This window comes from Gordonia liuliyuniae, from assembly GCF_021738805.1.
GTDB lineage: Bacteria > Actinomycetota > Actinomycetes > Mycobacteriales > Mycobacteriaceae > Gordonia > Gordonia liuliyuniae.
In genome coordinates this window covers 90,403-115,496 of record NZ_JAKKOR010000014.1, presented here as the reverse complement: position 1 = coordinate 115,496, position 25,094 = coordinate 90,403, and the positions used below count along the sequence as shown (strand labels likewise).

Sequence of the window (25,094 nt, the reverse complement as noted above, 5' to 3'; positions counted from 1 at the left end):
GCCGAGGACCGACCGTCGAGACTCCTACCGTCCGGCCTGCGCGAGGGTGGCCAAGACATCGACGCTGGCATCCCAACCCATGCACTTGTCGGTCACGGATTTGCCGTAGACGAGGGCGGCGCGACCTGCGGCGTCGCTTGGGACCGGCTGGTTACCGGGCTCGATGAAGCTCTCCAGCATGACGCCGGACAGCCGGACCGGTTCGCCTGCGGCGCGGCGGGCCGCGAACGCCTGCGCGACATCGGCGGCGACGACCGCCTGCCGCTCGTGATCCTTACCAGAGTTGGCGTGCGAACAGTCGACCATCACCTTCGGCGACTGGCCTGCCTTCGCCAACGCGTCGGCAGCCGAGAGGACCGAGTCGACGTCGTAGTTCGGGCCCGGCGTGCCGCCGCGCAGGATGATGTGGCAGTCCTCGTTCCCGGAGGTCTGGACGACGGCGCCGCGTCCCTGGTCGTCGACACCGAAGAACACGTGCGGGGCGGCGGCGGCCTGCGCGCCGTCGATCGCGACCTGCACGTTGCCGTCGGTCCCGTTCTTGAATCCGATCGGCATCGACAGTCCGGACGCGAGTTGACGGTGCACCTGCGACTCGGTGGTGCGTGCGCCGATCGCACCCCAGGCGACCGCGTCGGCGATGTACTGCGGGCTGGTCGGTTCCAGGAACTCGCAGCCGACGGGCAGGCCGAGGTCGATCACATCGAGGAGGAGTCGGCGGGCCACGTGCAGGCCGCGGTCGACGTCGTACGTCTCGTCCATCCCTGGGTCGTTGATGAGCCCCTTCCATCCGACCGTGGTCCGCGGCTTCTCGAAGTACACGCGCATCACGATCTTCAGCGAGTCAGCGTATTCGGCGGCCAACGGCGCGAGTCGGCGCGCGTAGTCGAGGGCGGCTTCCGGGTCGTGCACCGAGCACGGCCCGACGACGACGATCAGTCGATCATCGCGTCCGGCGAGGATCGCGGCGATCTCGTCCCGGTCGCGGGCGACGATCTCGGCGCGCCGCCCCGTCAACGGGAGTTCGGTGCGCAACGCGTCCGGCGACGGGATCGGCGAGAACGCTGTCACCCGCCGGTCGGAGGTGGTCCTAGTCGTTGCGGTGGTGGTCGTTGCGGTGGTGGTCGTTGCTGTGAGGCTTGTGGCGGGAGGGGTCGTGATAGTCACGTGCTGAGGCCTTTCGGTGCGCTGGTCGCGGGGGCAATGGGTGTCCGGCGCCGCCTCCGGAAACGCTCCACGTCGCGCAGACGATCCCGGAAACGACAGAAGCAGCGACCGATTCGGTCACTGCTTCAGGCTCCGGGATCTTCGACGCGCGTATTACCGCTTCATCGCAGGCTCACCCGGAGCCTGGATAAAGAAACGCCAATACGAGGTCATCGACACGCCGTCGACCGTAGCACCGGCTCGACGACGTGTCGAACGCGACCGCGCTGTCGCTACGCCGTCGCACGTCCAGCGGCTCGGCCGGCGACGCGCCCGGAGTACAGGCAGCCGCCGAGGAACGTGCCCTCGAGCGCGTTGTACCCGTGGACGCCGCCTCCGCCGAAACCCGACGCCTCGCCCGCCGCGTACAGTCCCGGAACCACTGCGCCGCCGGCGTTCAACACCTGGCCCGCGAGGTTGGTCTGCAGGCCGCCAAGCGTCTTGCGGGTGAGGATGTTCATCCGGATCGCGATCAGCGGACCGGCTGCCCGGTCCAGGATCCGGTGGGGTTCCACCGTGCGGACGATGTTGTCGCCCAGGAAGTTCCGCGAATTGTGGATACCCATCACCTGGGCGTCCTTCGTGTACGGGTTGCCGATCTGGCGGTCGCGTTCGACGATCTGCTTGCGCAGCTTCCCGGCATCGATGAGGTCGTTGCGGGCCAGCCGGTTCATCTTGCGGGCGAGGTCGTCGACGCTCCGGGCCTGGACGAGGTCGACACCCTTGTCGATGAACTTCTGCACCGGCTTCGGCACGTCGTCGAGCGCCCGGTTGGCGAGATAGGCCGCAAGATCCTTGCGGGTGAGTTCGGGATTCTGCTCCGACCCGGACAGAACGAACTCTTTGGCGATGATGCGTTTGTTGAGGACGAACCACGAGTAGTCGTAGCCGGTCTTCCCGATCATCTCCAACGTCTTGATGGTGTCGTAGCTGGGAAACGCCGGACTCTCGAAGCGGTTGCCTTCGGCGTCGAAACCACATCGACGACGGGGCGGCAAGCACGCGGATGCCGTGGTCGGGCCAGATGGACGTGTGGTTGCGGAGCCCTTCGGTGTAGTGCCACATGCGGTCGCGGTTGACGATGCGCGCGCCCGCGTCCTCGGCGATGCCGAGCATCCGGCCGTCGACGTGCGCGGGCACACCGGTGATCAGAGTCTTCGGTGCCTTACCGAGCCTGGACGGCCAGTTGGCGCGGACGAGGTCGTGGTTGGCGCCGATACCGCCGGACGCCACGATCGTGACCGGTGCGCGCAGTAGGAAGTCGCCTGCCGTGGCGCGGGACGTGGCGACACCGCGCGGCTTGGTCGACGGCACGAGTCGTTTGCCGCGCACCCCGGTGATCAGCCCGCCGCTCATAACGAGTTCGTCGACACGGTGACGGAACTTGAACGTGATCCGACGTCTGCGTTCGGCGTCGAGGGCGGCGTTGCGGAACGGTTCGACGACGCCGGGGCCGGTGCCCAGCGTCATGTGGAAGCGGGGCACCGAATTGCCGTGGCCACTCGCCGACGTGCCACCGCGTTCGGCCCAGCCGACCACCGGAACCCAGTGCATGCCTTTGCGTTCGAGCCAGCTCCGCTTCTCGCCCGCCGCGAAGTCCAGGTAGTGCTCGGCCCACTGGCGCGCCCAATAGTCCTCGCCGAGCTTGTCGTGCGGACCGCGGTCGAAGCCCGCGCTCGCGAACCAGTCCTGCCTGGCGAGTTCGACGGAGTCGTTGATGTTCCACATCCGCTGCTCCGGCGAGTTCACGAAGAACAGGCCACCGAGCGACCAGTGTGCCTGCCCGCCGAGGTTCTGTCGGGACTCCTGGTCGACGACGATCACGCTTCGCCCGGCCGCTGCGAGTTCGGTCGCGGCGACGAGGCCCGCCAATCCGTGGCCGACGACGATGACGTCGGCGTCCTGCCGGGGTGCAGCGCCCGCGCTGCCCGCGAGCGAACCCGCGAGCAGGCCCGCTGCCGCGACCCCACCCCCGATCAGGACATCTCGTCGGTGGAATCCGTCAGGTCCGGCGTTGTGTTCGTCGGGCACGCGTGTCTCCAGGGTCTACGTCGAAAGGGGGTCGCGGACACAGTAGCCGAGAAGTCGATCGGTCGATCAGGAAACGGGTGGGATCGGCTCAGATCTGAGCGGCCTCCACCGTTGTGACCGGCAGATCGCAGACGCGACCGCGGCACACATACGCGGCGTCGCGGAGTCGGCCGCCCGTCGGGACCGGTCCACGATCAGCCAGGAGCGGAGCCGAATCCGGCTCGCCCGCGATCACCAGGACACCGCCGGGCACACGTCGACGCAACTGCTCCGCCAACTCGCCGTCACTGTCGGGAGCTTGCGCCACCGCGACCTGGACGGGGCCTGCGACGTACGCCTGTGCGACGGCCAACCAGTGTCCTGCCGAGCGTGGGGCCTTGGCGAGAATGATTCCGGCGCGGGCCAGGGTCGCGTCCGCGAGGTCGGCGTACCGCTGCTGAGTGTCGACGTCGGCCACCGCGGTCGCCGCGACGAGCGCCTCGGCCATCAGCGACGCACCGGCCGGGGTGGCACCGTCCACCGGGTCGCGCGGGCGCAGGAGCAGGCCGCCGGGGTGCGCGTCGAACCACGCCCCCGCCTCGTCGGGGTCGGCGAACACGTCAATCGCGCGGTCGAGGATCGCCAGGCTTGCCGTGCGCCACTTCGCGTCGCCGGTCACCGCGTGCAGGGTGATCAGCGCCGTGGTCAGCGCGGCGTAGTCTTCCAGCACCCCGAGCGGCGCGCCCGCGACGCCGTCGAGCGACGATCGACGCAGGTCACCGTCGACGAGGTGGACGTCGAGGAGTTCGGAGGCCACCTGGGCTGCGCGGTCGAGCCACGCGGGCCGATCGAGTGTCGCCCCGCCTTCGGCGAGCGCGGTGATCGCGAAAGCGTTCCACGCGGTGACGACCTTGTCGTCGCGGTCCGGCTGCGGACGTTGCGCACGGACAGCGGAGAGTCGAGCGCGCACTGACTCGTACCGTGCGACGTCGTCGGGGTCGCGCAACAGCTGGAGGGTCGACGAGCCGTGCTCGAACGTGCCGGTCTCGGTCACGGTGAACAGTTCGGCCGCCCACGCCGCGTCGTCGCCGAGGATCTGATCGAGTTCGTCGCGCCGCCACACGTAGGTGAGGCCTTCGACGCCTTCGGTGTCGGCGTCCAACGACGACGCGTACCCGCGCCCGGTCCACAGGTACTCGTCGAGGAACGCGACCGTCTCGTCGGTGACGCGCAACGGCAGGTCGTCGCCGGTGCTGCGCGCGTGGTGGGCGTAGGCGCGCAGCAGCAGAGCATTGTCGTAGAGCATCTTCTCGAAATGCGGGACGACCCACTTCTCGTCGACCGCGTACCGGGCGAACCCGCCCGCGAGCTGGTCGTAGATGCCGCCGCGTGCCATCGCGTGCAGGGTGCGGCTCGCGGCGTGCAGGGGCGCCTCGTCGCCGCGGTACTCCTGGGCGCGGATCAGCCCTTCCAGCAGTGCCGACGGCGGGAACTTCGGCGCCCGACCGAAACCGGCGTGTGCCTCATCCTCGTCGGCGAGGACTGCTGTCGTCGCGTCGGCGAGGAGTTGCACGTCCAACTGCGGGCCCTCGGGCAGCGTCTGTGTACTGGCGCGCAGGTGCGCGGTGATCTTGCCTGCCGCGACGTCGACCTCGTCGCGGCGCGTCGTCCACGTTCCGTACACCGCGTCGAGCAGCTCGGCGAATCCCGGCTGGCCATGGCGCGAGCGCGGCGGGAAATAGGTGCCGCAGTAGAACGGGTCACCGTCGGGCGTGAGAAAGCAGGTCATCGGCCAACCGCCCTGACCGGTCATCGCGACGGTCGCCGCCATGTAGATCGAGTCGATGTCGGGCCGTTCCTCGCGGTCGACCTTCACGCACACGAACCCGGCGTTCATCTGGGTGGCGAGCTCGGCGTCCTCGAACGTCTCGTGCGCCATCACGTGACACCAGTGGCATGCCGCGTACCCGACGGACAGCAGGATCGGGACGTCGCGGTCACGCGCCTGCGCGAACGCCTCGTCGCCCCACTCCTGCCAGTCGACGGGATTGTCCGCGTGCTGGCGGAGGTAAGGAGAGTTGCTCTGCTGAAGACGATTCGCCATGTCTCCAGCGTGCCACGTCGCCCCGTTGACCTCAGCTTCCCCGCACAGCGGCCGTATCGGCTCCCAGACGGTTGCCTGCCCTGAGCGGGGAAGCTGACGTCACGACCCCTCGGGCCGCTGGCCCGGTGCGGTTTCGCCACCGGGTTCGCCACCGGGTTCGTCGCCGCGCTCTGCGCCCGGTTTGGCGCCCGGCTCGTCGGCGGCTGACGCCTCGGTCCCCTCGTCGAACGCCTGGTCGGCCTCGGGATGCTCGGTGTCGAAGCTCTCGGGCAGCTTCTTGAGCTGCCGGTTCATCGACCGGATCAGCAAGAAGACGGCGATGAGCAGCAAGATGATGATGAGCAGGCCGAGCGGCGACGCCTTACCGAACTCGGGGCCCTTCGGCTCCTGGTCGGCGGCCAGCACCGCAGCGTTCGTGGCCCATGCGGCGATCGTCATGGCTGCTCGATTCCGGAGAGAAGGTCCGACTCGGGGATCGACGTCTTCACGCGGGTCTGCGCGAGCTCGAACTCCTCTGTCGGCCACAGGTTCTGCTGCCACTCGAGCGGCACCGCGAAGAAGAACCCGTTCGGATCCACCTGCGTGGCGTGCGCGCGCAGTGCGTCGTCGCGCTGGGGAAAGTAGTCCCCGCACGTAACCTGGGTGGTGACGCGCGCCATCAGGTCGCCCTGATCGGTCTTCCACTTGCTGAGCCAGTCAGCGAACGGATTCTCCGCGCCCTCCTTTTCGAAGGCCTCGGAGAACCGCAGGATTCGGGCGCGGATGAAACCGTGCGTGTAGTAGAGCTTCAGCGGCGTCCACGGCTCGCCCGCGTCCGGATACTGCTCGGGGTCGCCGGCCGCGTCGAACGCCGCCACCGACACCTCGTGGCATTTGATGTGGTCGGGGTGCGGGTAGCCGCCGTTCTCGTCGTACGTGATGATCACGTGCGGTTTGAACGACCGGATCACCTCGACGAGCCGACCCGTCGCCTCCTCCAGGGGGACCAGGGCGAAGCAGTCGTCGGGCAGCGGTGGCAGCGGATCGCCTTCGGGCAGACCCGAATCCATGTAGCCGAGCCAGTGATGTTGGACGCCGAGCGCGGCCGCGGCCTTCGCCATCTCGTCGCGGCGGACCTCCGGGAGGTTCTCCAGGATGCCCGGCCTGTCCATCGCCGGATTGAGCACGTCGCCGCGCTCACCACCGGTGAGCGTCACGACCATCACGTCGTGACCCTCTGCGACGTATTTCGCCAAGGTCGCTGCACCCTTGCTCGATTCGTCGTCGGGATGTGCGTGCACGGCCATGAGACGCAGACCGTTCGCGTGTTCGCTCACGCTTCCTCACCTTCGCTCGCTGTTACTACTCATGGTAGGTATTGACACGTGAGCAGTTCAGACGGGGGCGGCATCGACCCCGAACCGCGGAGCGGTCCCCGCGCGACATATCCGACCGAACGTACGGCGTCGAGCCGACGGCGATGGTTTTACATCGCGTCTGTAGCCGTTGTCCTGGTCGGCCTGGGGATCGCCGTCCTCGGATATAAGCAGTTCGCCGACCCCGAGGTGTCCGGCGACGCGACAGCCTTCGAGATCGTGTCGTCCGACACGGTATCGGTCCAGTACACGGTCAACCGCAACGACCCGAGCGACGCCGTCTCGTGCGTCGTCCGCGCCCGAGCCGACGACGGCTCCGAGGTCGGACGACGCGAGGTGCTGGTCCCGGCGGGCGGCGAGATCCAGGTCGGCGCGAACACCGAGGTGCTGACCTCGGAGCCCGCGGTGATCGGTGAGGTCTTCGGCTGCACCACCCACGTTCCGCCGTACTTGAAGCCGGCGGCATGACGGTGACCGCCGGTCGGGCCGTATTCGCACGTGTCTCCAGCCCGTACTTCCCGATCCTGACTGCGCTCTTCGTCGGCGTGATGCTGATCAGCAACATCGCCGCCACCAAGGCCGTCGTCCTGTTCGACTGGCTGCAGTTCGACTTCGGCCCGCTGCATGTGAACGGCCTGGTCACCGACGGTGCATTCTTCCTGTTCCCGCTCAGTTATGTGATCGGTGACGTCATCAGCGAGGTGTACGGGTTCCGCGCGATGCGGCGCACCGTCGCCGCAGGCTTCGTGGTGATCCTCCTCGCAGCGCTGTGCTTCTGGATCGCGATCGAGCTCCCGGCGGCCGACTTCTACGATGCGCAGTCGTCGTTCGACACCGTTCTCGGATCGGTCCCGCAGATCGTCGCCGCCGGCCTCGCAGGCTATGTGGTCGGCGAACTGTTGAACTCGTACGTTCTGGTCAAGATGAAGGAGCGCGCGGGCGAACGTCACCTGTGGGCGCGCCTGATCTCGTCGACCGTGGTCGGCGAGTTCTTCGACACGCTCGTGTTCTGTTCGATCGCAGCGACCGCGATCGGGATCAGCACGTGGTCGGATTTCATCAACTACGTGGTGATCGGCTTCGTGTGGAAGACGCTCGTCGAGATTGTCGTCATGCCTGCTACGTACGCTATCGTGGCGTACCTGAAGCGCGCCGAGCCGTCGTACCAGGAAGGTCTCGACGCGGGCGACGCCGGCACATCCTATGTGCCATAAAACACACGAACTGGTATGCTAGACGGTGCACGACCTCGCGAGGGGTCGTGTTGCTGCATTTAGAGCAGTCCATTCGCGGACAGCAAAGGAGACCACAATGACTGATACTCGGGTGACCTGGTTGACGCCGGAGTCGTACGAGCGCCTGAAGGGTGAACTGGATTCGCTGATCGCGAATCGGCCAGTCATTGCCGCCGAGATCAACGAGCGTCGCGAAGAAGGCGACCTCAAGGAGAACGGTGGCTACCACGCGGCCCGTGAGGAGCAGGGGCAGCAGGAGGCGCGTATCCGCCAGCTGCAGGATCTGCTGAACAACGCGAAGGTCGGAGAGGCCCCCGCCGAGTCGGGTGTCGCCCTCCCCGGGTCCGTTGTCACCATCTACTTCGACGGCGACGAGTCGGACAAGGAAACGTTCCTCATCGCAACGCGCGAAGAGGGTGCGTCGAGCGACCTCGAGATCTACTCGCCGAGCTCACCGCTCGGCGCAGCGATCATCGACGCCAAGGTCGGTGAATCCCGCGAGTACACCGTGCCGAGCGGTGCGACGATCAAGGTGACGCTCGTCAGCGCGGAGCCGTACCACTCCTGATCGACACCTCGACTGATCGAGACCTCGACTGATCGATACATCGACGGCGGCACCGAACATCACGTTCGGTGCCGCTGTTCGTTTCTGTGGGGCCTGGTGCGGCGGCGACTCTAGAACGCCCGGTGATCGAGCACGTCCCGTAGCGCCGTTTCGACGGCGGACAGTTCCGCGCGCGAGGACTGTTCGAATGACCGTTTGGCGACTGCGGACCGCAGGTCGGGCATCAGGTAGGCGGGCGGGACGTCGAGCGCACCCGCCAGCCGGTAGACGGTCGACAGCAGCGGATCGGCCACATGCGGTTCGCGGTTGCTGGTGCCGCGTTCGAGGTTGGAGATCTGGTTGCGGTGCATGCCGGAACGTTCGGCGAGCGTCTCTTGCGAGTACCCGCGCGCTTTGCGGATCACGACGAGCCGATGCCCGAACGCATCCGCGTACGTGCCCCATTCCAGGGCACCCCAGCGCGTCTCGTCCACCTGTTCAACACTGGTGGATACACAACACATTGTCCGCACAACAGATTGTGCATCTTGTTGCCGCGGAAGAGGATTCAGCAATACACAACGGTCGGGATTCGCAGAGTTCGTCGCGATGCTCGCGCCGGGGTGGGCCCGCGGGCTCCCCCATTCGCGCCCGCGACCCCACCCCGACCGATCCCCCGCGCCGGTGAGTCTCTCTACTCGTTTAGACGCACTGGGTCGCTGTTCGGTTCCATCTCGGGCCGGGCGTTCGGTCACCCCGGCTTCTGTGGCGGGCGCTACACTGCGCGGCATGGCATACGATCTTGAATCCTTTGACGAGCAGTTCTACGACGCCGCGCCCATGCGCTACGAGATCGACGTGACGTTGCCCGTCGCCCCGGACGTCGCGTGGGCGGAGTTCACGCGCCAGAACACGCTCGACTGGTGTCGCGCACTCACCTCGGTCACTTTCACTTCGGCGCAGCCGCACCACGTCGGCACTACGCGTTCGGTCGTCCTCGCTCCCGGCTTCATCAAGATGGACGAGGAATTCTTCATCTGGGACGAAGACTCTGCGGCGTCAACGTACCGTCACGGGTTCCGCGCGGTCAGAGCCAACATCCCCGGCCTGCGAAAGTTCGGCGAGTACACCGAGGTCTCTCCCGCCGCGCACGGCACGCGCCTGGTCTGGAAGTTCGCGATGGAACTCGCGGGCGTCGGCCTCCCGCCTGCACTCTCCGGCCCCATCGCCAACGGCGCGTTCGGCACCGTGCGGACCGACACGATCAAGCATTTCGCGACGTTCTGACCGAGGGGGTCCGTTGTAATGCGACTTCGGCACTTTGTTTCGGCGTACAGCCGATAGAAAGTGCCGAAGTCGTAGAGGCCTGACGGTGTGATGGTTCGACACGCCCGAGAGGGTTGTGCGGAACCGTTTCGGCGGCCGTTGCGTCTGACTGAGTATGGGGGAACAACGGTCGAAGGCGGTGAAAGTCGCCGAGTTCTTAGCGGACCACGACGGTGTGATCTCGACAGATCAGGCGAGGCACCTCGGTATGTCGCACGACGAGGTATACGGGAAATCCATTGCCGGGCTGTGGGTTCGGCACGCCCACTCGACGTTCCTGTCCGCTGAGCATCGGATGACCGACATCGCGCTCCTCCGGATCGCTGCACTCGCGCACGGCGGTGTCATCGACCGGGTGTCAGCGGCGTCGCTGCACGGTCTCCTCGTCGATCTGCCGACCCCGGTCACGTTATCGGTCGCTCGCTCGTCCCACGGCGCGAGGTGCGCCGTCGACACGACCGTTCGGCGGCGCACGTTCCCCGCGGAAGACCTCGCCACGGTGCGCGATGTGCGGACCACCGCTCTCCCGCTGACAGTGCTCGCGGCAGCTGCTGACCTCGACGACGGCATCGCCATCATGGACCGCGCGCTCCAGGCGAGGAGAGTGACGCTGACACAGTTGCGCGCCGCACTCGACCGCAACTGCGGCGCGTACGGGATGGCGAAAGCGCGCAAACTCCTGGCCTCAGCCGAAGACCTGTCCGAATCGGAACTGGAACGAAAATTCGTTCGCTTCCTTCACCGACACAAGATCACCGGCTGGCGGCAGCAGGTCTGGTTCGGCGGCCGCCGCCTCGACTTCGTTTGGCCCGAGCTGCAGATCGCGGTGGAGATGCACGGTTGGGCGTTCCATCACGACCACACCCGGTGGGAACGCGACCAGCAGACCACGAACATGCTCAGCAAAGCGGGCTGGCTCCCGCTGATCTTCACGTGGGAACGACTCGAGTTCGCCCCCGACGAGGTGCTGCGCGAACTCACCGAAGCGATCGATCTCCGTCAGCGCGTGGCCTGAAACGACTTCGGCACTTTCTTTCGGCGTGACGCCGAAAGAAAGTGCCGAAGTGCAAACAGCGTATGGAAAGCTCCGTCAGCGCAGTGCCTGATCGACGTCCGCGACGAGATCCTCGACGTCTTCGATGCCGACGGAGAGTCGGACGAGGTTGTCCGGGACTTCGAGGAGCGAACCGGCGGTGGACGCGTGGGTCATCGCACCGGGGTGTTCGATGAGCGACTCGATGCCGCCGAGAGATTCAGCAAGCGTGAACACCTTGGTCTTCGCGCAGAAGTCGAGCGCGGCCTGGCGCCCGCCCGCGAGCTGGACGGAGATCATGCCGCCGAATCGGCGCATCTGCGCGGCCGCGGTCGCGTGGCCGGGATGGCCGTCGATCCCCGGGTACAGGACCGTCTCGATCGCTTTGTGCGCGGAGAAGAATTCGACGAGCTTCTCCGCGTTGTCGCAGTGACGGTCCATGCGCACCGACAGCGTCTTGATGCCACGCATCGTCAGGTAGGCGTCGAACGGTCCGGGCACCCCGCCGGAACCGTTCTGCAGGAACGCGATGTCGGCGTCGGTCTGCTCGTCGTTCGTGACGATCGCGCCGCCGACCACGTCGGAGTGGCCGCCCAAGTATTTGGTGGTCGAATGCAAGACGACGTCGGCGCCCAACGACAGCGGCTGCTGCAGGTACGGCGTCGCGAACGTGTTGTCGACCACCAGACGTGCGCCGCCCGCGTGCGCGACGTCGGCCAGCTTCGCGATGTCGCCGACGTTGAGCAGCGGGTTGGTCGGCGTCTCGATCCAGACGAGCTTGGTCTGCGGGGTCATCGCGGCGGCGACGGCGTCCGGGTCGACGACGGGCGCCACCGAGTAGGAGATCCCCCACTGGGTGAAGACTTTGTCGATGAGTCGGAACGTCCCGCCGTACGCGTCGTTCGGGATGACGATGTGGTCGCCGGGACGCAGCCCGGCCCGCAGCATCGCGTCGGTGGCGGCCATGCCGGACGAGAATCCGCGCCCGTACGTGCCGCCCTCGATCGCCGCCATGTTCGCTTCGAGCGCCCGACGTGTCGGGTTGCCGGTGCGCGCATACTCGAAACCGTCACGCATGCCGCCGACGCCGTCCTGCGCGAACGTCGAACTCGCGAAGATGGGCACGTTGACGGCACCGGTCTGCGGGTCCGGATCCCAGCCTGCGTGGATCGCCTTCGTGGAGAAACCCTGGGTGGGCTCGCCCGAGTCGGTCATCTTCTCAGCCTTCCTTCTGCGCGGGGATCGGGTGGGTGCTCGCGAACGCGAGCAGGTCGTGGCGGGTGATGACGCCGACGGGCTTGCCCTCTTCGACGACCATCAATGCGTCCGATTCGCCGAGCGCGCTCATCGCGGTCGCGACCGGCTCGCCCGCGCCGATCAGCGGAAAAGCCTCACCCATGTGCGCCGACACCGGGTCGGCGAGGCTGGCGCGTCCTTCGAACACGGCCGACAGCAGGTCGCGTTCGTTGACAGCTCCGTTGATCTCGCCCGCCATGATCGGCGGTTCGGCTCCGACGACGGGCATCTGCGACACCCCGTATTCGCGGAGGATCTCGATGGCGTCGCGCAGCGTCTCCTGCGGGTGGGTGTGGACGAGGTCGGGCAGCGATCCGGCCTTGTCGCGCAGCAGGCTGCCGACGGTCGACTCGGGCACCGCTGCACCGCCGAGCGGAGTCCGGAGGAAACCGTAGCTGCTCATCCACTCGTCGTTGAAGATCTTCGACATGTAGCCGCGTCCACCGTCGGGCAGCAGGACGACGACGACGGCGTCGGGGCCTTCACGTTCGGCGACTTCGAGCGCGGCGACGACGGCCATGCCACACGACCCGCCGACGAGGAGGCCTTCCTCACGGGCGAGACGACGGGTCATCTCGAACGAGTCGGAGTCGCTGACGGCGATGATCTCGTCGGGGATCGTCGGATCGTAGGCGTCGGGCCAGAAGTCCTCGCCGACGCCTTCGACGAGGTACGGGCGCCCCGAGCCGCCGGAGTAGACGGAGCCTTCGGGGTCGACGCCGACGACCTTCACCGCACCGTCCGAGACTTCCTTCAGGTAGCGGCCGGTACCGGTGATGGTGCCGCCGGTACCGACGCCCGCGACGAAATGTGTCACCGTGCCGTCGGTGTCGCGCCAGATCTCGGGGCCGGTCGTCTCGTAGTGCGAGAGCGGCCCGTTCGGGTTCGCGTACTGGTTCGGCTTCCACCCGCCGGGGATCTCGCGAGTCAGCCGGTCGGAGACGTTGTAGTAGCTGTCGGGGTGTTCCGGCGGGACCGCCGTCGGGCACACGACCACTTCGGCGCCGTACGCGCGCAACACGTTTCGCTTGTCTTCGGCGACCTTGTCGGGGCACACGAACACGCACTTGTAGCCGCGCTGCTGGGCGACGAGCGCCAGCCCGACACCGGTGTTTCCCGATGTCGGCTCGACGATGGTGCCGCCTGGCTTCAGTTCGCCGGACGCTTCGGCCGCGTCGATCATCCGGGTGGCGATGCGGTCTTTGGAACTGCCACCGGGGTTGAGGTACTCCACTTTCGCTGCGACGAGGCCCGCACCCGGCTTCACAACCGAGTTGAGCTTCACGAGCGGAGTGTTTCCGACCAGGTCGACGACGTGATTCGCGATGCGCATGCCTCCATGTTCGCACCTTCGCGGCATTCGGGCCTGCGCACCCCGTCACTGGCCTGAACAAAACACACGTTCTTGTAACAGGGGTACCGTGACGCGCATGACAGAAGCAGTGATTGTTGCAACAGCCCGCTCCCCGATCGGCCGCGCAGGCAAGGGATCGTTGAAGGACGTCCGCCCCGACGAATTGGCTCGCCAGATGGTTGCGGCCGCTCTCGCCAAGGTGCCCGAGCTCGACCCGTCGCTCATCGAAGACCTGCACCTCGGCATCGGCCAGCCGGGCGGACAGGGCGGCTACAACATCGCCCGTAGCGTCGCCGTCCAGCTCGGATACGACCATATTCCCGGCGTCTCCGTAAACCGCTACTGCTCGTCGTCCCTGCAGACGACTCGCATGGCGCTGCACGCCATCAAGGCGGGCGAGGGCGACGTCTTCATCTCCGGCGGCGTCGAGAGTGTCTCCAGCTTCGGCGTCTCGGGCGCGGCCGACGGCGCACCGAACTCCAAGAACCCGGTGTTCGCGGACGCGCAAGCCCGCACCGAGAAGGCCGCTGAGGGCGGCGCGGGCACCTGGCACGACCCCCGTGAGGACGGCCTGATCCCGGACGTCTACATCGCGATGGGTCAGACCGCTGAGAACGTCGCCAGCTACACGGGCATCTCGCGTGAGGACCAGGATCGCTGGGGCGTCCTGTCGCAGAACCGCACGGAGAAGGCCATCAACGACGGCTTCTTCGCCCGCGAGATCGATCCGGTCACGCTGCCCGACGGCACCCAGGTGTCGACGGACGACGGGCCGCGCGCCGGCACCACCTACGAGAAGATCTCGCAGTTGAAGCCGGTGTTCCGTCCGGACGGCACCATCACGGCCGGTAACGCCTGCCCGTTGAACGACGGCGCCGCCGCTCTCGTCGTGATGAGCGACACGAAGGCCAAGGAGCTCGGCCTCAAGCCGCTCGCACGCGTCGTCGCGACCGCTGCGACGGGCCTCAGCCCGGAGATCATGGGCCTCGGCCCGATCGAAGCGGTCCGCAAAGTGCTGCGCGTGGCAGGCATGTCGATCAGCGACATCGACCTGACCGAGATCAACGAGGCGTTCGCCGTCCAGGTCCTCGGATCCGCGGCCGAACTGGGCATCGACCACGACAAGCTGAACGTGTCGGGCGGCGCCATCGCACTCGGCCACCCGTTCGGCATGACCGGCGCCCGCATCACCACCACCCTGCTGAACAACCTCAACACGTACGACGGCCAGTTCGGCCTGGAGACGATGTGTGTCGGCGGCGGCCAGGGCATGGCGATGATCATCGAGCGCCTCAACTGACCTGACGCGACTCACCGAAAGGGCGGCCCCGGTTTCTCTGGGGCCGCCCGTCGTCGTTTCGGGACGCCTTGGGCGACAACGAAACAAGATGTTCACATCTGCGACGGCGCGTTACCGGAAGTGGCCGGGAAGTGCCCAATCCGGACAAGAAAGATGATCATCCGATCAGCTCAAACGAACACAAAGTTAATTCTGTGCCAACTATGAGGATTCCATCAGGTTGTATATGAATCTGCCTGAATCTTACGTTCGCACTGAGGGTGTCCTTACGTTACAGTTCCCCCCGGGAAACCATACGAACGTCCGACCCTCCCCGCACTCTGTAGGAGACCTTGAATGAGCAAGAAGGCCACAACGATCGCGCGTCGCGCTGCAGCGGTCGCCGCTGTGTCAGCAGTCGGCGCCGCCGGTCTGATGATCAACGCGGGCGACGCCGATGCGGCGCGCCTCCCCAGCGGCAGCAAGACCTCTACCGGCATCGACGGCCAGGTGGTCAAGCTCAAGCGTTCCGCCGAGAGCGCTCGCGGGCTGCACTCGGTCGCGAATAACGGCGCAGGCCGCTCGGCCGCCGTCTCAGGCACGTACAAGGCCACGCTCAGCAAGGGCACCGGCTCGATGACCGTGGGTTACTTGGTCGGCTGCCAGGTCAACATCACCGGACTCTCCGGTGGGCTCTCGGGATCCATTTCGCAGAGCGGCCCCTCCCTCAGTGGTGCCTTGTCCGTGCCGCTGCAGCCGGGCGAAGTCAAGTTCATCAAGGGTGACTCCCTTGCTCTCAAGAAGGGCAAGGGCACCGTGATGGTCGACGGCTTCCAGATCAACGTCGAGCAGTGCGGCGGCTACGCGTCGGCACGCTCGGTGGTCCAGGTTCTAGCCGCCGACGGCTTCACCAATGAGGACGACGCGATCTCCGCGGACAGCGGTTACGTGCAGTCCACCCTGTACGGCAAGCCGTTCAGCCTCAACTGACCTCCCGACGACTGACTGCACAAGGACTTGAACTGATATGAAGAAGAACTCTCGCATCGTCGCAGGCGCCGCCATCGCAGGCGCCGCGCTCATCGCCGCGTCGGGCACCGTCGCGGGCACCGCCGACGCGGGCAAGCTGCCCGGCGGCTTCAAGAGCAAGAACCTGGGCGACGGCAACAGCGTCCAGATCCGCCTCTACGACGAGTCGGTGACCCGCTCGAAGGCCGTCACCAACGTCCCGACCAGCCGTGAGGCCTGGGTCTCCGGCAAGATCGCCATCAGCACCAAGGGCGACGTCAAGGGCGCGACTCTGACCGCGGGCTACCTCGTCGGCTGCCAGCTCAACTTCGGCGCAAAGAGCGGTGCCGAGACCGGCGAGCTTGCTGAGGGCGCTCCCGAGCCCAGCGCTTCGGGCGAGTTCAACCTGGGCCCAGGCGAAGCCGGCTTCAAGCCGATCATCAACGTCGCCGGCGATGACGCCGACATCAACTCCATCAGCTTCTCCAACGGCCGCGGCGGTCTCGCCTACAGCCAGGAGCGCTTCAGCGTCGACGGCTGCGCCGGCTACGCCTCGGCGCGTGCCCTTGTGAAGGTTCAGGTCAAGACCGACACCTTCAAGGGAAATATCACGCTGCTCGGCAAGCCGTTCAGCATCGGCTGACAGCTCTCAGCGCCAGAGCAGTTTCGGACGATCCCCGCACGCGTACTCTCGAATTCGTGAGTACACGTGCGGGGATCGTCGTCACTGGGACCGAAGTACTGAGCGGCTGGATCGCCGACCGGAACGGCCCGTGGGTGTCGCAGCGACTTCTCGAACTCGGCGTCGACGTCGCCCATCTGACGGTGTGCGGCGACCGGCCGGACGACCTTCGCGCACAACTGGACTTCCTCTCCACGCAGGGCGTCGACCTGATCGTGACGACCGGCGGACTCGGCCCGACCGCCGACGACCTGACCGTCGCGACGGTCGCCGAGTTCACATCCCGCCCGCTGGCTCGTGATCCGGAGATGGCGCACACCATCGAATCGGTGATCCGTTCCTGGCGCCGGTACTCCACCGTCGACGAACTCCCCTCGTCGACGATCGCCGCGATCGAGAAGCAGGCGTTGATTCCCCAAGGGGCCGAAGCGATTCCGCCGACCGGGACAGCACCGGGGGTCGCGGTCCCCGCCGGCGAAGCCAGGCCGGCCGTCCTCGTCCTTCCCGGGCCGCCCCGCGAACTGCAATCGATGTGGCCGACCGCCCTGACCACCGACACCGTCACCACCGCCCTCCGCGACCGCGTCCCCGCGACCCTGGAGACGCTCCGCGCATACGGGTTGTCCGAACCCGACCTCGCAGCGTCACTCGTGGACGCCGAGACGACGGTGGCCGGGTTCCACGCGCTCGAGGTCACCACCTGCATGCGGGGCGGGGAACTCGAGATCAGCACACAGTTCGCCGCGAACGACGCCTCCGCGTACGACGCGCTCGCATCGTTCCTCCTCGAGCGGCACAGCGACCGCATCTACTCCACCGACGGACGTGCGGTCGACGACCTACTCATCGAACGACTCGCCGATCGCACCATCGTGACGGCCGAATCGTGCACGGGCGGCCTCGTCGCCGCGCGCCTCACCGACCGCCCCGGATCGTCGGCGTACATGCTCGGCGGCGTGGTCTCGTACTCGAACGACGTCAAAACCGGCGCGATCGGCGTTCCGGCCGACATGATCGCCGAACACGGTGCGGTCAGCGAGGAGGTCGCCGTCGCGATGGCCGACGGCGTCGCCGCACGCCTGCACGCCGACGTCGCCGTCTCCACCACCGGTATCGCGGGTCCGGGCGGCGCCGTGCCGGGCAAACCCGTCGGCACCGTCTGCATCGGCGTCGCGGTGGCCGGCCGCGACACGTTCGCCGTCACCCGTCAGTTCCCCGGCGACCGGCAGCAGGTCCGCGAACTGACCGTCGCGGCTGCGCTCCACCTCGTCGTCGACACACTCGGATTCGACTGACTTCTGCTCACCGCGATTCCAACTCTGGGATGCTCGCTTCCGACCCCGTAAAGATGTGGGGATCGTAGAAACGTTCGGTGCCTGCAGGCACCGAATCGAACGGGAAGTGGGCCAGATGACCGCCAGACTCGATCCGCCGACGGTCGATCGTCCACCGAGACCCGATCGGCGCATACCGTGAATATCTGGGGTTACCTGCAGGGTCGCGAAGGGACGATCGCGTTCTTGTCGTATCAGCACGCGTCCCTCGCGTTCCAGACCGTGCTCGTCGGTTCGGTCATCGCGATCGCCGTGGCACTGCTCGTCTACCGCCTGCCGCTCGGCTCAGCACTGACGGTCACCACGAGCCGCATCGCACTCACGATCCCGACACTCGCTCTGCTTGCTCTTCTGATCATTCCGTTCGGGCTCGGGGTCGTCCCGTCATTCATCATGTTGGCCTTCTTCGCGGCGATGCCCGTCGTCGGCAATGCGATCGTCGGGCTCCGGTCGGTTCCGCCGGGCGTGGTCGAGTCGGCTCGAGGTATCGGCTTCTCCAGGCGACGGATCCTGCTGACCGTCGAACTGCCCCTCGCGTGGCCGGTGATCCTCACCGGCATTCGGGTCTCGACACAGATGATCGTCGGCGTCGCCGCGATCGTGGCGTATGTGCTCGGTCCGGGGCTCGGGTCGCTGATCTTCAACGGACTCGCCCGACTCGGCGGCGCCAACGCGCTGGAGATGACGCTCACCGGGACCGTCCTCATCATCATCATCGCTTTGATCTTCGACGCTCTGCTGGTCCTGCTCGGACGGCTGACTATTCCGAGGGGAATCCAATGACCACCACCGATGGCCAGAACGCCGGATCGTCGATTCGGCTCGAAAGAGTGCGCAAACAATACAAGAGGCAGGGCGAACCCGCCGTCGCAGAACTCGACCTGGAGATCAGCGCAGGCGAAATCGTCGCCTTCGTCGGCCCGTCCGGCTGCGGCAAGACGACGACGCTCAAGATGATCAACCGTCTCGTCGAGCCGACGAGCGGTCAGATCTACATCGGCGACCGCGATGTGACACACGAGAATCCCGACGAGTTGAGGCAGTCCATCGGGTATGTGATCCAATCGGGCGGCCTGTTCCCGCACTGGACCGTCGAACGGAACGTCGGCGCGATCCCCCGCGTGCTGGGCTGGAACAAGTCGGAGATCGCACGACGCACCGACGAACTGCTGCACCTGGTGGGGCTCGACCCCGCCGAGTTCGGGAAGCGGCTCCCCAAAGACATGTCGGGAGGCCAGCAGCAGCGCGTCGGCGTCGCACGAGCCCTCGCCGCGGATCCGCCCGTCCTCCTCATGGACGAGCCGTTCAGCGCCGTCGACCCGATCACCCGGGTCCGCCTGCAGGACAGCCTGATCGAGATCCAGAAGAAGGTCGGCAAGACGATCGTCATCGTCACCCACGATTTCGAGGAGGCCACCAAGCTCGGCGACAGAGTCGTGATCTTCTCCAAGGGCGGACATGTCGAGCAGTACGGCACTCCCGCCGAGATCCTGGCGAACCCGGCGAACGACTTCGTCCGCGAGTTCATCGGCTCGGGCGCGACCCTCGCGCAGCTGTCGCTGACCCGGGTCAAGGACGTCGAACTGGATACGGTCACGACCGCGACGGTGGACGAAGCGTCGGACGACGTGGTCACGCGAGCGCGAGCCGCCAACAGCAGCTGGGTCGTGGTGGTCGACGGCCAGCGCAGGCCCCGCGCCTGGCCGTCCATCGAGGAAGTGGCGTCCGTGCCGAGAGTGTCCGCGTACGTCGACGCCAGGCTTCCCACGGTGGCGCCGTCGTCGACGCTCCAGGACGCGCTCGACGTGATGCTCGCCGCGAGCCAGGGCGGTGCGCTGGTCACCGACGGCGACGGCGGTCTCCTCGGCTGGCTGCGGATCGGTCGCGTCATCGACATCATCCGCGGCCAGCTCGACGAGGCGCAACCAGACGAGATCGGTTACATCGAGTTCGCCGAGGCCGAGAACGGCCAGCCGGGTACCAAACCGGGGAGTAGTGCCAACCCGGGGAGTACTGCACCGTGAGCTCACAGGCAGGTGACCTGACCGGCGTCGAAGCGCCGGGTTCGAACGCACCGGGTTCAGCGCCGACACGGGCGGCGTCGCTCTGGGCGTCGTCGCGTCGCCTCCCGATGGACGTCTGGCTCGAGCCGCTCGTCATCGTCGTCGTCGGCGTCGGCTTCATCACGTGGCATGCGCTCACCGACTTCACCGCGAACGAGTCGGCACAGCTCAACTCGTCGGTGTTGGTCGACACGATCATCGCCCACATCAAGCTCACCGCGACGGCCGCCGTCGTCGTGCTCGCGATCGCCATTCCACTCGGCATCCTGCTGACCCGGCCGTCGATGACACGATTCGCGCCCATCGCCGTCGGCTTGGGCAACATCGGCCAGGCCGCGCCCGCGGTCGGCCTGCTGGTCCTGCTCACCTTCGCGCTCGGCACAGGCTTTCGCACCGCGGTACTCGGCCTGATCGTCTACGCGGTGCTGCCGATTCTGCAGAACACCATCGCGGGCCTGCGCCAAGTGGACCAGCACGTCATCGAGGCGTCGCGCGGCATCGGGTACTCGACCCGCCGCACGCTGTTCCAGGTGGAGTTGCCGTTGGCCGTCCCGGTAATCCTCAACGGTGTGCGGACGGCGCTGGTCATCCTCGTCGGTACCGCCACGCTGAGCACGTTCATCGGCGCGACCAGCCTCGGGACGCTGATCACCACCGGCATCACCGTGTTCCTGCCCAAAGTCCTGATCGCGGGAGCCGTGCTCGTCGCACTGCTCGCGCTCGCTGTCGACTGGATCGGCCGGTTGGTCGAATACTTCGCCACTCCGAAGGGAATGCGATGAGCCGCCTACTCCGACGAGGTGGCCCCGCCACTGTTGTCCCCGTCGTGCTCGTCGCCGTACTCCTGGCAGTCGCGCTGGCCGGTTGCGGTCTCATCAGTTCGTCCGGGACGCTGCGCTCCGCACATCTCCCCGACGGCGACAAGCCGTTGGACGGCGCGGCGATCACCGTCACCTCCAAGGCCTTCACCGAGCAGGTGGTGCTCGGAAAGATCGCAGCCACCTACCTGGCTGCGGCCGGCGCCGACATCAAGGACATGACCGGCGCTCCCGGCGCCGCGTCGTCCAGGCAAGCTCAGCTCCGCGGCGAGACCGACCTGCAGTGGGAGTACACCGGCACCGGTTGGGTCGTGTATCACGAGCGCACCGACCCCATCAGTGACCCCACCGAACTGTGGAACAAGGTGCGGGATATCGAGGCAGCCGAGAACGACCTCGTCTGGCTGCCGCCGTCATCGCTCAACAACACGTACGCCTTCGCCGCGTCGCAGGAGACGGCGAACCGTCTCGGTGTCACAACATTGTCGGACGTGGCGGCGTTGCCCGTTGACCAGCGCACCTTCTGCATCGACGACGAGTTCTTCAGTCGGTCCGACGGCTTCCTGCCCATGCTGGAGGCGTACGGCATCCCGTTCGACACCGCTGACGGTGTTCCTCAGTCGAACGTGACCCGGATGGATTCCGGCGTCATCTACACGGCCACCGCGAAGGGGTCGCCGTGCAACTTCGGCATGGTGTTCTCCACCGACGGCCGGATACCGAACCTCGACCTCAAGGTGCTCGTCGACGACCGCAAGTACTTCCTGCCGTACAGCGGCAGCGTCGTGGTCCGCAAACCTGTGCTCGACGAGTATCCGCAGATCGCGGAACTCATGGAGACGGTGTCGTCGAAGCTGAACGACGATGTCATGCGGGACCTCAACGGACGCGTCGACATCGAAGGCGAAGACCCGGCCGACGTCGCCTTCGACTGGCTGGTCAGTGAGAAGTTGATCGTCCCGAACTGACCCGGCGGGTGGAGCACCCACCGGTGGAGCACACGGGATGAGAAAAAGCCCGGCCCCCACGGTTTTCCGTGGGGGCCGGGCCGTTGTGACTGGTCGACGACTAGTCGCTGTTGAGGTAGCTCAGCAGGCGCAGGATCTCGACGTACAGCCACACCAGGGTGACGGTGAGGCCGAGGGCGACGCCCCACGCTGCCTTAGACGGCGCGCCCGCGCGGATCAGCTGATCGGCGGAGTCGAAGTCGATGAGGAACGAGAACGCGGCCAGCGCGATGCAGACCAGCGAGAAGATGATCGCGATGGGCCCGCCCGAGCGGATGCCCAGGCCGTCGCCGCCGGTGAACATGGCGATTACGAAGTTGCCGATCACCAAGGCGAGTACGCCGAAGATGCCTGCGGTCAACATGCGGGTGAAGCGCGGGGTCACGCGGATCGCGCCGACCTTGTAGACCACGAGCATGCCGACGAAGACACCCATCGTGCCGAGCACGGCCTGGCCAATGAGGGCGCCCGCCGAGACGTCGGAGACCATCAAGTTGCCGAAGACGAACGAGATGGCGCCGACGAACAGACCTTCGAATGCGGCGTATGCCAACACGATCGCCGGGTTGTCCTGCTTGCGGCCAAAGGTCGCGACCAGGACGAGGACGAGGCCGGCGATCGCGCCGACACCCATGATCGGCGCGGCGAGCGCCATCTGGTCGTCGACGGTCTCGCGGCCGCTGATGATGAAGTAGGTCGCCGCCGCGAAGGCGATGACCGTGGCCACCGTCATCGCGGTCTTGGTGACGACGTCGTCGATGGTCAGGGTGCGCGTGGTGGTCGACGGCGCGTAGCCCGGCTGCGTGTACTGGTCCGCGTACTGCTGCTGGCCCTGCATCGCCGAAGCCTGGCCCACGCCGGCCATGCCGGTGCCGAAGGTCGCGTAGCCGGCCGCGTCCTTCTTATTGTCTCGGACCACGCCTCGCATGATCGGGTTACTGCTCTCTCGCACGTGTGCTCCTTAGACGGTTACGGTGCGCATCAAATGTGTCTGCGAACGACTGACTCGATGGTTGAACGAACGTCGGACCCGCTGTGTTCCCTACTTTACCGGTTCTTGACCGAGCCCGTCACAAACCGCCCAGCAGGTCGTCGGACCCGTCGGACGTCTAGTGCCGGATCGTCACCATCCGGCCCCACTGCGCATTGAAACGTGTTCCAATCCAACTGTGTCCCCACTCACAGAAGACGACGGAGCCCAGGTCGCGCGACCGAGCGAGTCGCGCCGTGACCCGAGCTGGCTCCGCGAACGCTTAGACACGTGGCTCAAGTCGCACGAAGGACCGGGCGCGCAGGTCACCGCGGTCGACATTCCGTCAGCCAACGGGATGTCGAGCGAGACGCTCCTCGTCTCCGCGCGAGTCGACGGCGCCGACCACGACCTCGTCGCCCGTGTCGCCCCGATGCCCGACAGCGATCCGGTGTTCGGGTCCTACGACTTGGACGGTCAGTACCGGCTGATCCGCCACGTCGCCGAGCACACCGACGTACCGGTGCCGCGACTGTGGTGGTCCGAACCCGACCCGGCACCGCTGGGCGCGCCGTTCTTCGTGATGAGTCGCGTCGACGGCGACGTTCCGCCGGACGTGATGCCATACACGTTCGGGTCGTGGGTGTCCGAGGGGACGCCCGAGCAACAGCGACGGCTGATGACCGAGTCGGTCGGGGTGCTCGCGAAGATTCACGCCGCTCCCCTGCCGAGCGTCGGCGTCCCCGTCGTCGAGCCGGGTGAAGATCCGTTGCGCTCGCATGTCCGCAGACTGCGCGAGTTCTATCGCTGGGCGTCCGAGGGGCGTGCGGGTGCGCCGTTGATCGAGCGCGGATTCGCGTGGGTCGACGAGCATATGCCCGAGCCGTCGGAGCCGGTGTTGTGCTGGGGCGATGCCCGTATCGGCAACATAATGTACCGCGACTTCACGCCGGTGGCCGTCCTCGACTGGGAGATGGCAACGCTCGGCCCACGTGAACTCGACGTCGCATGGATGATCTTCATCCACCGCTTCTTCCAGGACATCACCGAACTCGCCGGCATGGCGGGCCTGCCCGACTTCCTGACGCGCGACGACGTGGCCGCGGAGTACAAGCGGCAGACCGGCCACCCACCCGCCGACCTCGACTTCTACACTCTGTACGCGGCGTTGATCCACGCCGTCGTCATGTACCGAATCCAATGTCGCGCAATCCACTTCGGCCAGGCCGACGAGCCCGCCGATCCCGACGACATGATCATGCACCGCGCGAGTGTCGAAGCGATGATGGCGGGAACATATTGGTCGTCGGTCGCCGAACGAGGTGAGTCATGACGCTCTCGGAGATGGACGACTACCCGATCCACCAGGTGTCGGAGGTCATCCGGCACGTCGGGACGTCGGACCGCAACTTCTACGACCGCTACTACTTCAACTGCCACGGAGATATGCGCGGCGACGACCCGGACCCCTGGTTGATCGTCGGGCTGGGCGTCTACCCGAACCTCGGCGTGGTGGACGGCTTCGCGGTGGTCCGACGTGGGGACGACCACATCGTCGTGCGTGCGTCGAAGGCATTGGGCGACAATCGGAACGACCTGTCGATCGGACCGTTGAAAGTACAGGTCCTGGAAGGACTGCAACGGCTGCGGATCTCGTTGGAGCCAGGGCACGGCGATGTCTCGTTCGACCTGGTCTTCGACGCCGCCGGGCCCGCGGTGCTGGAGCCGAGACATTTCCAGCGACAGTTGGAGCGGGTCACGTTCGACACGATGCGGTTCGTCCAGAGCGGCGCCTGGACGGGCGCGTTGACCGTCGACGGCGTCGATTTCGACGTACAGCCGGACACCTGGCGCGGCAACCGCGACCGATCATGGGGCGTACGCCCCGTCGGCGAGGCGGAGCCGCCGGGACGTCGAGCCGCCGACAGCGGTGCGTCGTCGTTCTTCTGGATCTATGCGGTTATGCGGTTCGACGAGTTCGCGATCGTCGTGGTGGTCCAGGAGTTGCGGACGGGCGAACGGATCATGGGCGACGCGAAACGCGTGTGGAACGACCCCGCGCGCGAGCCAGAATGGTTGGGCCGGGTAGAGCACGAGATCGAGTTCGTTTCGGGCACACGCGAACCCGCCCGCGCGACGCTGCGCTTCGTGAAGCCCGACGGCACCATCACGCGGGTGGAGTGTGAGCCGCAGGTCGCCAACTACATAGGTTTCGGCACCGGCTACGGACTGGAACAGGACTGGCGGCACGGTATGTGGCAGGGCGACGAGAAGGTCGAGGCGCTGCGGAACAAGATCTCCGAACTCGATCCGACGATGAAGATGTTCTGCCCGGTCGACCACTATTCGACGTTCACCTGCACAGTCGGCGGCGATGTGTTCACCGGCGACGGCCTCTTCGAGTTCGCCGTCATCGGCCCCCACGACCAGTACGGCTTCGCCGACTACCTGGCGACCGCCCCGTAGTCGG

At 66.6% G+C, this 25,094-nt stretch carries 23 protein-coding genes and 1 pseudogene; 15 read left to right on the top strand and 9 right to left on the bottom strand.

Features of this window, described 5'->3' with window-relative positions:
• Positions 1-24: 24 nt before the first annotated feature.
• The 5 genes and pseudogenes from L5G33_RS18935 to mca all read right to left on the bottom strand — a co-directional run bounded on the left by L5G33_RS18935 (position 25) and on the right by mca (position 6,633).
• Positions 25-1,158, bottom strand: a complete 1,134-nt coding sequence (locus L5G33_RS18935; protein ID WP_308191600.1) for a 3-deoxy-7-phosphoheptulonate synthase — start codon at positions 1,156-1,158, stop codon at positions 25-27.
• A gap of 278 nt (positions 1,159-1,436) precedes the next feature.
• Positions 1,437-3,153: pseudogene (locus L5G33_RS18930) on the bottom strand (FAD-binding dehydrogenase).
• 169 nt (positions 3,154-3,322) lie between these two features.
• A complete protein-coding gene (locus L5G33_RS18925; RefSeq protein ID WP_236999729.1) occupies positions 3,323-5,317 on the bottom strand; it encodes a thioredoxin domain-containing protein in 1,995 nt (664 codons plus the stop codon).
• Between the two features lie 99 nt (positions 5,318-5,416).
• On the bottom strand, positions 5,417-5,755 hold the full coding sequence (locus L5G33_RS18920; protein WP_236999728.1) for a hypothetical protein: 339 nt from the start codon (positions 5,753-5,755) through the stop codon (positions 5,417-5,419).
• On the bottom strand, positions 5,752-6,633 hold the full coding sequence (gene mca, locus L5G33_RS18915; protein ID WP_236999727.1) for a mycothiol conjugate amidase Mca: 882 nt from the start codon (positions 6,631-6,633) through the stop codon (positions 5,752-5,754). The genes L5G33_RS18920 and mca overlap by 4 nt, the downstream gene beginning before the upstream one ends.
• 48 nt (positions 6,634-6,681) lie before the next feature.
• Here mca and L5G33_RS18910 point away from each other — a divergent pair, with 48 nt between their 5' ends.
• The 3 genes from L5G33_RS18910 (at position 6,682) to greA (ending at position 8,475) form a co-directional block, all read left to right on the top strand.
• Positions 6,682-7,140, top strand: coding sequence for a DUF4307 domain-containing protein (locus tag L5G33_RS18910; protein ID WP_236999726.1), 459 nt, complete (start codon positions 6,682-6,684; stop codon positions 7,138-7,140).
• On the top strand, positions 7,137-7,886 hold the full coding sequence (locus L5G33_RS18905) for a queuosine precursor transporter (protein ID WP_236999725.1): 750 nt from the start codon (positions 7,137-7,139) through the stop codon (positions 7,884-7,886). Before L5G33_RS18910 ends, L5G33_RS18905 begins: the two co-directional genes overlap by 4 nt.
• 97 nt (positions 7,887-7,983) lie before the next feature.
• Positions 7,984-8,475, top strand: a complete 492-nt coding sequence (greA, locus tag L5G33_RS18900) for a transcription elongation factor GreA (protein ID WP_236999724.1) — start codon at positions 7,984-7,986, stop codon at positions 8,473-8,475.
• A 110-nt stretch (positions 8,476-8,585) separates the two neighbouring features.
• Here greA and L5G33_RS18895 read toward each other — a convergent pair whose 3' ends face one another.
• Positions 8,586-8,948: a helix-turn-helix domain-containing protein gene (locus tag L5G33_RS18895; protein WP_236999723.1), complete on the bottom strand. Its 363-nt coding sequence runs from the start codon at positions 8,946-8,948 to the stop codon at positions 8,586-8,588.
• Positions 8,949-9,243: 295 nt separating this feature from the next.
• Between L5G33_RS18895 and L5G33_RS18890 the strand changes: the two genes are divergently transcribed.
• Together L5G33_RS18890 and L5G33_RS18885 are read left to right on the top strand one after the other, a co-directional pair.
• On the top strand, positions 9,244-9,741 hold the full coding sequence (locus L5G33_RS18890) for an SRPBCC family protein (RefSeq protein ID WP_236999722.1): 498 nt from the start codon (positions 9,244-9,246) through the stop codon (positions 9,739-9,741).
• A gap of 154 nt (positions 9,742-9,895) precedes the next feature.
• Positions 9,896-10,795 (top strand): DUF559 domain-containing protein, encoded by a 900-nt coding sequence (locus tag L5G33_RS18885; RefSeq protein WP_236999721.1) that lies wholly within the window; start codon positions 9,896-9,898, stop codon positions 10,793-10,795.
• 75 nt (positions 10,796-10,870) lie between these two features.
• Here the strand turns inward: L5G33_RS18885 and L5G33_RS18880 are convergent, their stop codons facing one another.
• Together L5G33_RS18880 and L5G33_RS18875 are read right to left on the bottom strand one after the other, a co-directional pair.
• Entirely contained in the window at positions 10,871-12,028 is a 1,158-nt protein-coding gene (locus L5G33_RS18880; protein ID WP_236999720.1) for a cystathionine gamma-synthase, read from the bottom strand.
• A 4-nt stretch (positions 12,029-12,032) separates the two neighbouring features.
• A complete protein-coding gene (locus L5G33_RS18875) occupies positions 12,033-13,442 on the bottom strand; it encodes a cystathionine beta-synthase (RefSeq protein WP_236999719.1) in 1,410 nt (469 codons plus the stop codon).
• A 97-nt stretch (positions 13,443-13,539) separates the two neighbouring features.
• Here L5G33_RS18875 and L5G33_RS18870 point away from each other — a divergent pair, with 97 nt between their 5' ends.
• The 8 genes from L5G33_RS18870 to L5G33_RS18835 all read left to right on the top strand — a co-directional run bounded on the left by L5G33_RS18870 (position 13,540) and on the right by L5G33_RS18835 (position 21,615).
• A complete protein-coding gene (locus L5G33_RS18870; RefSeq protein ID WP_236999718.1) occupies positions 13,540-14,763 on the top strand; it encodes an acetyl-CoA C-acetyltransferase in 1,224 nt (407 codons plus the stop codon).
• A gap of 336 nt (positions 14,764-15,099) precedes the next feature.
• Positions 15,100-15,732, top strand: coding sequence for an MspA family porin (locus L5G33_RS18865; RefSeq protein WP_236999717.1), 633 nt, complete (start codon positions 15,100-15,102; stop codon positions 15,730-15,732).
• 37 nt (positions 15,733-15,769) lie between these two features.
• The gene (locus L5G33_RS18860; protein ID WP_236999716.1) at positions 15,770-16,393 is read left to right on the top strand and encodes an MspA family porin; all 624 of its coding nucleotides are present in this window, start codon (positions 15,770-15,772) and stop codon (positions 16,391-16,393) included.
• Positions 16,394-16,449: 56 nt separating this feature from the next.
• Entirely contained in the window at positions 16,450-17,727 is a 1,278-nt protein-coding gene (locus L5G33_RS18855; protein ID WP_236999715.1) for a competence/damage-inducible protein A, read from the top strand.
• Positions 17,728-17,904: 177 nt separating this feature from the next.
• Positions 17,905-18,549 (top strand): ABC transporter permease, encoded by a 645-nt coding sequence (locus tag L5G33_RS18850; RefSeq protein ID WP_236999714.1) that lies wholly within the window; start codon positions 17,905-17,907, stop codon positions 18,547-18,549.
• Positions 18,546-19,790 (top strand): ATP-binding cassette domain-containing protein, encoded by a 1,245-nt coding sequence (locus tag L5G33_RS18845; RefSeq protein WP_236999713.1) that lies wholly within the window; start codon positions 18,546-18,548, stop codon positions 19,788-19,790. The genes L5G33_RS18850 and L5G33_RS18845 overlap by 4 nt, the downstream gene beginning before the upstream one ends.
• Positions 19,791-19,897: 107 nt before the next feature.
• Positions 19,898-20,611: an ABC transporter permease gene (locus L5G33_RS18840; protein WP_236999782.1), complete on the top strand. Its 714-nt coding sequence runs from the start codon at positions 19,898-19,900 to the stop codon at positions 20,609-20,611.
• A complete protein-coding gene (locus tag L5G33_RS18835) occupies positions 20,608-21,615 on the top strand; it encodes a glycine betaine ABC transporter substrate-binding protein (protein WP_236999712.1) in 1,008 nt (335 codons plus the stop codon). The genes L5G33_RS18840 and L5G33_RS18835 overlap by 4 nt, the downstream gene beginning before the upstream one ends.
• Positions 21,616-21,715: 100 nt before the next feature.
• On the opposite strand, the gene L5G33_RS18830 is transcribed toward L5G33_RS18835, so the two are convergent.
• Positions 21,716-22,606 carry a Bax inhibitor-1/YccA family protein gene (locus L5G33_RS18830; RefSeq protein ID WP_236999711.1) on the bottom strand — a complete coding sequence of 297 codons (891 nt, stop codon included), beginning with the start codon at positions 22,604-22,606 and terminating at the stop codon, positions 21,716-21,718.
• A 217-nt stretch (positions 22,607-22,823) separates the two neighbouring features.
• On the opposite strand from L5G33_RS18830, the gene L5G33_RS18825 reads away from it, so the two are divergent.
• Both L5G33_RS18825 and L5G33_RS18820 read left to right on the top strand, forming a co-directional pair.
• Complete coding sequence (locus L5G33_RS18825; protein WP_236999710.1) at positions 22,824-23,957, top strand: phosphotransferase family protein; 1,134 nt, start codon at positions 22,824-22,826, stop codon at positions 23,955-23,957.
• Positions 23,954-25,090: an Rv3169 family protein gene (locus L5G33_RS18820; RefSeq protein WP_236999709.1), complete on the top strand. Its 1,137-nt coding sequence runs from the start codon at positions 23,954-23,956 to the stop codon at positions 25,088-25,090. Before L5G33_RS18825 ends, L5G33_RS18820 begins: the two co-directional genes overlap by 4 nt.
• Positions 25,091-25,094 lie beyond the last annotated feature (4 nt).